9 protein-coding genes and 1 pseudogene are annotated in these 9,307 nt (G+C 61.9%); 4 read left to right on the top strand and 6 right to left on the bottom strand.

Translation table 11 applies throughout. The annotated features are described in order from the left end of the window. Positions 1-43: 43 nt before the first annotated feature. Both G3N93_RS01390 and G3N93_RS01395 read left to right on the top strand, forming a co-directional pair. The gene (locus G3N93_RS01390) at positions 44-217 is read left to right on the top strand and encodes a helix-turn-helix domain-containing protein (protein ID WP_241026353.1); all 174 of its coding nucleotides are present in this window, start codon (positions 44-46) and stop codon (positions 215-217) included. Positions 218-758: 541 nt separating this feature from the next. Further along, positions 759-1,061 (top strand): H-NS family nucleoid-associated regulatory protein, encoded by a 303-nt coding sequence (locus tag G3N93_RS01395; protein ID WP_206132143.1) that lies wholly within the window; start codon positions 759-761, stop codon positions 1,059-1,061. Between the two features lie 68 nt (positions 1,062-1,129). Here G3N93_RS01395 and G3N93_RS01400 read toward each other — a convergent pair whose 3' ends face one another. From G3N93_RS01400 to glmS, 3 genes are all read right to left on the bottom strand, one after another. Then, positions 1,130-2,137, bottom strand: a complete 1,008-nt coding sequence (locus G3N93_RS01400) for a PoNe immunity protein domain-containing protein (RefSeq protein WP_206132144.1) — start codon at positions 2,135-2,137, stop codon at positions 1,130-1,132. Between the two features lie 15 nt (positions 2,138-2,152). Beyond that, positions 2,153-3,745 (bottom strand): hypothetical protein, encoded by a 1,593-nt coding sequence (locus G3N93_RS01405; protein WP_206132145.1) that lies wholly within the window; start codon positions 3,743-3,745, stop codon positions 2,153-2,155. Positions 3,746-4,222: 477 nt separating this feature from the next. Beyond that, positions 4,223-6,052: a glutamine--fructose-6-phosphate transaminase (isomerizing) gene (glmS, locus tag G3N93_RS01410; RefSeq protein ID WP_206132146.1), complete on the bottom strand. Its 1,830-nt coding sequence runs from the start codon at positions 6,050-6,052 to the stop codon at positions 4,223-4,225. A gap of 156 nt (positions 6,053-6,208) precedes the next feature. Between glmS and G3N93_RS01415 the strand changes: the two genes are divergently transcribed. Further along, positions 6,209-6,700 carry an Lrp/AsnC family transcriptional regulator gene (locus G3N93_RS01415; protein ID WP_206132147.1) on the top strand — a complete coding sequence of 164 codons (492 nt, stop codon included), beginning with the start codon at positions 6,209-6,211 and terminating at the stop codon, positions 6,698-6,700. A gap of 5 nt (positions 6,701-6,705) precedes the next feature. On the opposite strand, the gene panB is transcribed toward G3N93_RS01415, so the two are convergent. Beyond that, a complete protein-coding gene (gene panB / locus G3N93_RS01420; RefSeq protein ID WP_206132148.1) occupies positions 6,706-7,575 on the bottom strand; it encodes a 3-methyl-2-oxobutanoate hydroxymethyltransferase in 870 nt (289 codons plus the stop codon). 77 nt (positions 7,576-7,652) lie between these two features. Between panB and G3N93_RS01425 the strand changes: the two genes are divergently transcribed. Then, positions 7,653-8,471 (top strand): helix-turn-helix domain-containing protein, encoded by an 819-nt coding sequence (locus G3N93_RS01425; RefSeq protein ID WP_206132149.1) that lies wholly within the window; start codon positions 7,653-7,655, stop codon positions 8,469-8,471. A 19-nt stretch (positions 8,472-8,490) separates the two neighbouring features. On the opposite strand, the gene G3N93_RS01430 is transcribed toward G3N93_RS01425, so the two are convergent. Continuing rightward, positions 8,491-9,024: a methylated-DNA--[protein]-cysteine S-methyltransferase gene (locus G3N93_RS01430; protein ID WP_206132150.1), complete on the bottom strand. Its 534-nt coding sequence runs from the start codon at positions 9,022-9,024 to the stop codon at positions 8,491-8,493. Further along, positions 9,021-9,307 (bottom strand): annotated as a pseudogene (locus G3N93_RS01435) (adenosine deaminase); the annotation flags it as partial. The pseudogene G3N93_RS01435 and the gene G3N93_RS01430, both read right to left, overlap by 4 nt.

A 9,307-nucleotide genomic window follows, 5' to 3' on the forward strand; every position in this document is an offset into this window, starting at 1 on the left:
GCCGGTAAAGGGGTGCCGCAACGGAATATTCGAGCGTGTGGGGTTGAGCGAGCGCACGCTGCGGCAGCGTTTTTCCAGCGATGTGGGCGTGATGCCGAAGCGGATGATCTGTCGAGATCGATTGCATGAGGCCACCGACCGGCTCGCCGGCGGCGAGCCGGTCGATCTCGCGGAACTGGCTCATGCCCTCTCGAGTATCTCGATCAGGCTCGCTTGACGCGCGATATCCGCAAGCTGGCGGGAAGACTCGGGCGGAGTATCGGCGAGAGCATGGTCGCGGGTGACGCCGCGGCACACGGCGGTGCCGCTACGTCAGGCCGGATTGTGCTGCTGCGGAAACGGGGTGACGTCAGCCTGATCGTCGCTCGGCTGCGATGCAGGCAAGTCATTCCTGAAAATTTCTTGCGCTGCGCGTTGTCATGCCCGACCCGTGGCGACTTTGAATAGTTTCACTGAAACACCGAAGTTTCACTTTGCAATCGGATTAACAAAATATAAATCAATGGCTTGCCGATGACGAAAAGGTCGTAGTCTTTCAGTTCTTGGAGGAATTCTTCGCGGAGCGAAGCATCCTGCTCCTGAAGTTCATTGGCGGTATTCTTCAGAGAGTCGTATCGAAAATCACCATGCAGCGAAACGAGCCTTATCTCATTATCGTTCTGAGCTTGCGATGCTCGATGAGCTGTATCTATACTTCGAGCAAAAAAATTAGATTGCTCAGATATGCAAATTTTTTGTCAAAATGGGAGAGTTAAAGAATGGCAGAAAACTATAAAGCACTGAAGGCACAACTTGAGGCGCTCCATGAGCGCACAGAAGCAGCTCGCATCGCGGAGCTCGAAGCAGTTGTCACGCAGATTCGCGAGCTTGTCGCTGAATACGGTATCACTGAAGACCAAATTTTTGGTCGCAAGCGCGCGAAGAAGGCCGAGGGCGCCGCAGCCGCTGCGGAGCCGAAATACCAGAATCCGAAGACTGGCGAAACGTGGTCTGGGCGCGGTCGCGCCCCGCTCTGGATTCGAGACGCAAAGAACCGCGACCGTTTCCTCATCGCAAAGTAAGGCGGCAAGTTGGACAAAACCGCATGCATGACCATTTGTGCGTGCGGCTTGGAGAACGCGCCTTTACATCAGGCCTTGCGTTCGAACTCCCATAGCGCCGGTTGCGACCGGTACGCGCCGGAACGGTCAGGAGCGAACACGTCTGGCATGCGCTCGCCCTGTTGCACCATCACGCCAGGCACATGGTGGCCCTGTGCTGTCCAGATACCGGTCTCCGGGCATACCTGACCAGTGCGCACTGTCTTCGGTCCGTTGTTCGGAAGTGCCGGCGGATTCCCCTTCGCGGGGTCGAAGTTGCGCGCGAAGTCGGCTAGGTCCTTCGGATACAGCAGATGGTCCCGGAAGGAACTGTCGTCCAGCTCCAGCAGATAGGCAACCGCTGCGGCTTCGATTGCCCAATAGCCAACGTACGCCCCCTTGCCGCCCTTCTGTGCTTCGAGGTGGCCGTCATGCCACACCGCCGCGGCCATGCCCGGGTACCAGGCTTCGAGATATTGCGTGATGTCGTCGACACACTCCTGTTTCGCTTCGCGGTAAAGGCTGAAGACGAGCGGCCGATACGGAACATCGTGAAACCAGCTGTCGACGTCAACACGCCCCTCGAGTTCATACGCGAGCAGGTCTTCGTAGAGTGTGTCCTTCCCGCGGTAGGCCGGGTCGAACATCGCGACGATGCGCGGCAGCAAGTCACGCCGATGCAGCAGGTAGCAAAAGCCAATCAGCTGCATCGCGGTCTCATAATCGCCGATTTCACTGAACGCGAGCGGCGGCTGCCGGTCATCTGCTTGATGCACGCGCTCAGCTATCGTGAGTTGTTCGAATGCGGAGACCACCGAATCGAATTCGTCTCTTAGCAGGCTGATGTCCGCGCCGCCCGTGTACATGAGCAGAAAACGACGATAGCTGTCCGAGGCAACAATGCCTCTGGTCAGCGCTTTCCTCTCGTTTTCCGTGTCACCGATAGGAGTCAGCCTGTCGGCCCAACTCACGATGTTTTCAGAAAACGAAGCCAGCAGCCACTTGAAGTAGTCCTCGCCCAGAAAACGCTGTCGTCGCTTCGAATCAAAATCGCTCATTTCAAATATCTCGTGTCAGGTACGCGATTTTAGCCGCTCGGCTTTGCGCTTGACCGCTTCAGCCACCTCGCCGTCCTTGTAGTGGTGAGTGAATGGTAGGTCGTGGTCGACGTGCCCATGTTCGTCCCCCGTTGCAAGTGCTTCGACGTGCTGCGCAGCTGAGGGGAGGTAGAACGGCACATACAGCAAATGTCGCGAGTAGCCTACATTCAGAATAGACAGCTCGATATCTCGCGACACGGCCTCCGGCAGATTCTTCAGAATCCAGGCGTTGCTCATCTGGACGATGCTGGCTTTCGGGTCCTTCGGAGCCACTGGCTCAGTTGTCGGAACCGCTTCGCCTGGCGCAGCAGCACCCTCGTTTTGCGGCTTCCGTTGGGCCTTGACGTCGCTACTGGCGGCAGGCTTTCCTCCCCCGGTGCTCGGAGGTTTTCCACCTCCTCCGCCAGACGTGGGTTTGCCGGACCCTGGCTTACCTGAGCCACCACCAGCGGGAACAGTGGGACCCTCGTCATCGGGCGGTTCGAGAAGGTCGTCTGCGGCGGGCCGCACCTCATCCTTAATTGTCCCGAGTTTGCTCCAGATACTATGCTTTGCATTCGGGTCCTTCAGCTTGCGCTTCGTCGTCGATGCCTTCATTTCGACGATGGCGTAGTCCTTCATCTGGTTGCTGAATGGTGCCGCACGCCATACGCCGTCGATGCCATGACCGCGTGCCTTGAGTTCGAACAGCTTGTTGAGCTTGCCTTTGTCATTGAGCTTGCCCATGACCCGCAGGCCAGGCTGCTCGCTCCACTTGCCGCTCAGGCCCTTGTCGTGAGTCTGCCAGCCATTGCCCCACTTGAGCTTTTCATAGCAGTAGTAGTCCCCGATATGTTCGCCCAGGATGCCAGTGATTTCGGTCGTGATATCGGTCACCGCGAGCTTGGCGTTCACCACCCCCCTGGAGGGCGTTGGCACCGGGCGGTCATGACCCGCCTTCGCCTCTTCACCCTTCGCGCCAGGTTTTTCGGTGGTCCGATGCTCCTCCAGGGTGCTGACTGCGGACGAATTCGGCTGCTTCTTGCGCCAGTGGAGCAGCTTGCGCTGGACGAACTGGGCGAGCCAGTAAGGCAGGTTCGTTTCGACGAAGGTCAGCGCCTGCATAAACGTGACTTGCATTGCGGACGGCATCTCGCGATACAGCCAGGACTTCTGGATGTGTTCGCGCGCCTCGGTCAGATACTTCTTGACGCCGGTGGCGTCGAACAGCTTATCAATCAACGCGTCCGGGCTGGTCTGAATGTGCGCTTGCTGGAGCACTAGCCGCAGAATGTCGAACAGCAGTGGGCCGTAGATTTCAGACTTGTGATTGACGAGGCGGAACGTACGCTTGACGCCGGCGCCGACAACCGGGACCCACCCCACGACGGCGAACACCAGGTCGATGCCGGCCTCGATTTTCGTCATCTCGTCCGCACTTTCGCGTGCGTTCCATACGGTCCAGACGCTTTCAGTAGTGTCGTAGACGTTCTGCGCGACATAGAACAATGGCACGGCGTTGGTTGCCATCGACCAGCCAATCTCTTTGACGGCCTCTTCGATTGCTCGTTGGTCGTTTTCGTTCATTTCACGTCCGGCCGTCCAGAAAATTTGTTGAACAGGTTGTAGAGGTTTTCCTCCGTAATGCCCTCGTGCCCGGCTGCATGCAGTTCTTTGAGAACATCAGGCTGCGCGAGCTCCGTGGGCGCGGGGACTGGCTGGGGCGTGAATGGGCGGGCGGCCTCAAAGAAAGGGTTGCATCGGACGATGTAGCCGAATGGTCGGGGGGGCGAAGTACTGACCCCATCAGTCCGACGTGTCTCGAGCTGACGGGCTAGTCATTCGTCAGGAATGGAAAGGGGGCTGAATGCAGCGCGCGGCGGGACACCTTTTTCCCGAGGCATCCCGCGCTTTGGCCGTGCCGAAATGCAGTTGGAACAGTTTCACTTAAGCCCCGCCCGGCGGGCGTTTGCGGGAATTTTATAGGACGTTAAGTGAAGCTTCGCGAACGGCTCTAAGCGAAACTATTCGAAGTTGCCACCCGAATCACTGATTCGGAGACCCTCACTCCACCGTCACCGACTTAGCCAGATTCCGCGGTTTATCAATATCCGTCCCCCGCGCCAATGCAGCGTGATACGCCAACAGTTGCATCGGCACCGTATGCAGAATCGGCGAAAGCGGCCCGTAGTACTCGTTCAACCGAATCACCTCGATCCCTTCACTCGGTACCAGCCCACAGTCCACATCCGCAAACACAAAAAGCTTGCCATTCCGCGCGCTGACCTCATGCATGTTCGACCGGAGCTTTTCGAGCAGCATGTCATTCGGCGCAACCGCAATCACCGGCATCTCGTTACTCACCAGCGCAAGCGGCCCATGCTTCAGCTCCCCCGCCGGATAAGCCTCTGCATGAATATACGAAATCTCCTTCATCTTCAGCGCGCCTTCCAGCGCGATCGGATAGTGCATCCCGCGCCCGAGAAACAGCATGTTGTCGCGTCGTGCGAGCAGTTCCGACCAAGCCATGATCTGCGGCTCGAGCGCGAGCACCTTCGACATCGCATCCGGCAGATGCCTTAGCGCACGCAGATGCTCCTTCTCCTCGTCGTCGCTTAACCGCCCACGCACCTGCGCAAGCGACAGCGTCAGCAGAAACAACGCAACGAGCTGCGTCGTAAAAGCCTTCGTCGAAGCCACCCCGATCTCGATGCCCGCGCGCGTGACGAATTGCAGCGCACATTCCCGCATCAACGCACTCGTTGCGACGTTGCAGATCGCGAGCGTATGCATCATTCCAACCCGCTTGGCGACATGCACGGCACCCAGCACATCAGCCGTCTCACCGCTCTGCGACACCGCGACAACGAGCGTACGCGGATTCGGCACACTGTCGCGATACCGAAACTCGCTCGCAATTTCTACGCTGGCCGGCAGCTTCGCAATGCTCTCGATCCAGTACTTCGCCGTAAGCGCCGCGTGATAGCTACCGCCACACGCGAGCAACAACACCGAATCGACATCATTGAACACGCGCCACGCGCCATCACCAAACAACTCCGGCATGATCGAAGACACATCGAGCAACGTATCGGCTACTGCCTGCGGTTGCTCGAAGATCTCCTTCTGCATGTAGTAGCGATACGACCCGAGATCGGCCGCACCGCTATGCGCGGCGACCTGCTGCACTGCACGCTCGACGCGCTGGCCGGCCGCATCGACGATCCAGTAGCGATGCAACTGGATATCGGCAACATCACCGTTCTCGAGGTACGCGATGCGATCCGTGATGCCCGACAGCGCAATCGCATCCGACGCCAGAAAATTCTCGCCTTCGCCGACCCCGACAACGAGCGGCATCCCATCACGCGCACCGACGATCCGGTGCGGCTCGTCGCGGCACATCACCGCGATCGCATAGCTGCCGCGCAGTCGCGCGACCGCACCCCGTACCGCATCGAACAGATCGCCGTCGTACAGATGGTCGATCAGGTGCGCGATCGCCTCACTATCGGTCTGGCTCGCGAACACATAACCATGCGCCTGCAATTCCGCACGCAGCTGATCGCAGTTCTCGATGATCCCGTTATGCGACAGCGCGATGCGCGCATTGGCGTCGCTCGGCGAGAAGTGCGGATGGGCGTTGAGCGTGACGGGCGCGCCATGCGTGGCCCAGCGCGTATGCGCGATGCCGGTGTAGCCCGACAGCGCCTGTTCGGCGATCTCGCGCTGCAGGTTGGCTACACGATCGACGCTGCGGGCGCGCGCCAGCGCCCGGTCGCGGTAGACCACGACGCCGCACGAATCGTAGCCGCGGTATTCGAGCCGCTTCAGGCCGTCGACCAGGTTCGGCAGGATGTCCCGCTGGGCGACCGCCCCGACAATTCCACACATATCGCGCTCCGTAAATGTCCTGTCTGGATCAGTGAGAGCGATGGTAGGGCGGGCGACATGGAATTAAATTTCAAAATGCAACAACAAATGAAACGAATGATGGATCAGCTATCATGTTGAAATTAAATTTCACGTCTTGACCGAAAGGAGCCGCCGATGGCCGGCATCATCCTCGACGATCTCGACCTGCGCATCCTCGCGATCCTGCAGGACGACGCGTCGGTGTCGAACCTGCAACTGGCCGAGCGCGCGCTGTCGTCGCCGCCCACCTGCATGCGCCGTGTGCGCCGGCTGACGGAGGCCGGTGTGATCCGCCGGCAGGTTGCCGTACTCGACCCGGTGGCGATCGGCACGGCCGTCACCGCTCTGATCGAGATCAGCCTCGACCGGCAGACGGCCGAAGACTACGACGCGTTCGAAACGTACGTGTGCGCGGAGCCGGCCGTCACGCAGTGCTATCGCGTGTCGCCGGGGCCGGATTTTGTCGTGGTGGCCGATCTGGCCGACGTCGCCGAATACGACGAATTCGCGCGGCGGCTGTTCACCGGCGCATCGAACGTCCGCAACGTGCGGACGTTCTTCTCGACGCATCGCGCAAAATTCGAAGCGAACGCGCGGGTCACGCACGCGATGCGCAAGCGCGTGTAATGCCGTCAGGCAGCAGCAGCGGCGTCAGCGTCAGCCGCGCCCACCAGTTGCAGCGGCTTGCCATACCCGAAGCAATGCGCGGGTTCGGGGAACACACGTTGCCGCACGTCATGCGCGTACTGGCGGATCGCATCGCGCATCACCGCGTTCGCATCGGCATAACGCTTCACGAAGCGCGGCGTGTACGCATCGAATGCGCCGATCATGTCCTCGGTCACGAGCACCTGTCCGTCGCACGCGGGCGATGCGCCGATGCCGATCGTCGGGATCGTCAGCGTTTCGGTGATATGGCGCGCAAGCGCTTCGGCCGTGCCTTCGATGACGACGCTGAACGCGCCGGCCTGTTCAGCCGAACACGCGGCGTCGAACACCTGCGCGGCCGAACGCGGGTCCATCCCCTGCGCGCGGAAGCCGCCCGTCGCGTTGGCCTGCTGCGGCATGAGGCCGACGTGCGCCATCACCGGGATGCCGCGCTCGGTCAGGAAGCGGATCGTGTCGGCCATCTCGATGCCGCCTTCGAGCTTCACGCCCTGCGCGCCGGTTTCTGCGAGCAGGCGCGCGGCGGAGCGATACGCCTGCGCGGGCGATTCCTGGTACGTCGAGAACGGCAGGTCGACGACGACGCATGCCTGCGCGGCGCCGCGCACGACGGCCGCACCGTGTGCAATCATCATGTCGAGCGTGACGCGCAGCGTATCGGGCATCCCGTACAGCACCATGCCGACGGAGTCACCGACGATGATCACGTCGGCCACTTCGTCGACGAGCTTCGCCATCGGCGCGGAATACGCGGTCAGCGACACGAGGCTGCCGATGCCCTTGGTCGAACGGATCGCGGTGACGGTCTTGCGGGTGGTGCGGGTATGAGCGCTCATGAACGGAAGCCGTGTGAAAGAAGAGTCGCCACGGTAGCATCGCGCTCGTTCGTGCAATGACCTTCGGAGGACGTCTTATGTTGCTGGCGGGACAATCGGCCGACCCTTACGCAGTGCCGCCGATGGCGCGCCTGCCGAGGCCGCTGTACGTGCGTGCGTTCGGGATTCCCGGCAACGTGAGCATCGACGCGCACAGTCATCCGTGGGCGCAGCTGATGTATGCGACGAGCGGGGTGCTCGAGGTGTCGACGCCGTCGGGCCGGCACCTGCTGCCGCCGCACTATGCGATGTGGATCCCGCCGCACGTGCCGCATGCGGTGTCGACGCGCGACTGCGTCGCGTTCCACAGCCTGTATCTCGATGCTGCTATCGCGCGCGACGACGTACACGACGATTGCGCGATCCTCTCCATGACGCCGCTGCTGCGCGAGCTGGTGCTCGCGACGGCCGAATTGCCGGTGAATTACGACGAGACGGGGCCGGACGGTGCGCTCGTCTGCCTGATCGCCGACCGGATCGCACGCATGCGGCAGGCGCCGCTGACGGTGCCGCTGCCGCGCGATCCGCGTCTGCTGAAAATCGCGCGGGCGTTGCATGCGTATCCGGGCGATACGCGCAATCTCGACGAATGGGGCCATCAGGTCGGCGCGACGCGTCGTACGCTGTCGCGGCTGTTCCGGCAGGACACGGGGTTGTCGTTCACCGAATGGCGGCAGGCGGTGCGGCTGCTGGCGTCGCTGCCGCTGCTCGACGCGGGCGAGCCGATCGGTGCGGTGGCCGCGCAACTCGGCTACGACTCGACGTCGTCGTTCATCGCGCTGTTCCAGGCGAAATTCCAGGTGACGCCCGGCGCGTATGCGAAGCGTGAAGCGCGCCGGCCCGTGCTGAACGCCTGACGCGGCGGTACACCTCGACTCAGAACGCGAGCGCCTGCTGCACCGGATGGTGGGCGCCGCGCTCGAACCCCGCGCCTTCGAGCGACAGCAGCGCGCGCTTGCGGTCGATGCCGCCCGCATAGCCGGTCAGGCTGCCCGACGCACCGACCACGCGATGGCACGGCACCATGATCGACACCGGGTTCCGGCCGACCGCACCGCCCACGGCGCGCGCGCCGCTCATCGGCAGCCCGACGCGCTCGGTGATGTCGCCGTACGTCACGAGTTCGCCGAACGGAATCGCGAGCAGTTCCTTCCATACCCGTCGCTGAAACGCGGTGCCGCGCAAGTGGATCGGCACCGAGAACGTCTCGCGCATGCCGGTGAAGTACTCGGCGACTTCTTCCGCGACCTTGCGCGCAAGCGGCGACATCGCGAACGCGTCTGCTTCAGTCACGATCGCAACCGACGGGAAGTATTTCTGGCCGACGAAGTAGAGGCCCGTCAGCGCATCGTCCTCGATACGCACGGCGATGTCGCCCAGCGGGCTCGGAATCAGGTGAGCGGGAGTCATCGCAACACATCTCCATGAAGGCGCCACACGTGCAGTGCGGCATACGCGCGCCACGGCGCCCAGCGCGCCGCATGTGGCGCGGATGATGGCACACGGGCGCGTTCGGCGCGGGCGGGCAGCCACGCATCGTCGGCCGGGAACGCGTTCGGCCAGGCCATCGCGCGCATCGCGACGTACTGCACCGCGTGTTCGTCGAAGCCGGGCAGCGCGCGCAGTGCGTCGAGCGTCGTGTCGAGCGGGGCCATCGGTTCGAGTGCGAGCGTGCCGTCGTCGACCGCGCGGG

Source organism: Burkholderia sp. Se-20378, from assembly GCF_017104665.1.
Classification (GTDB): domain Bacteria; phylum Pseudomonadota; class Gammaproteobacteria; order Burkholderiales; family Burkholderiaceae; genus Burkholderia; species Burkholderia lata.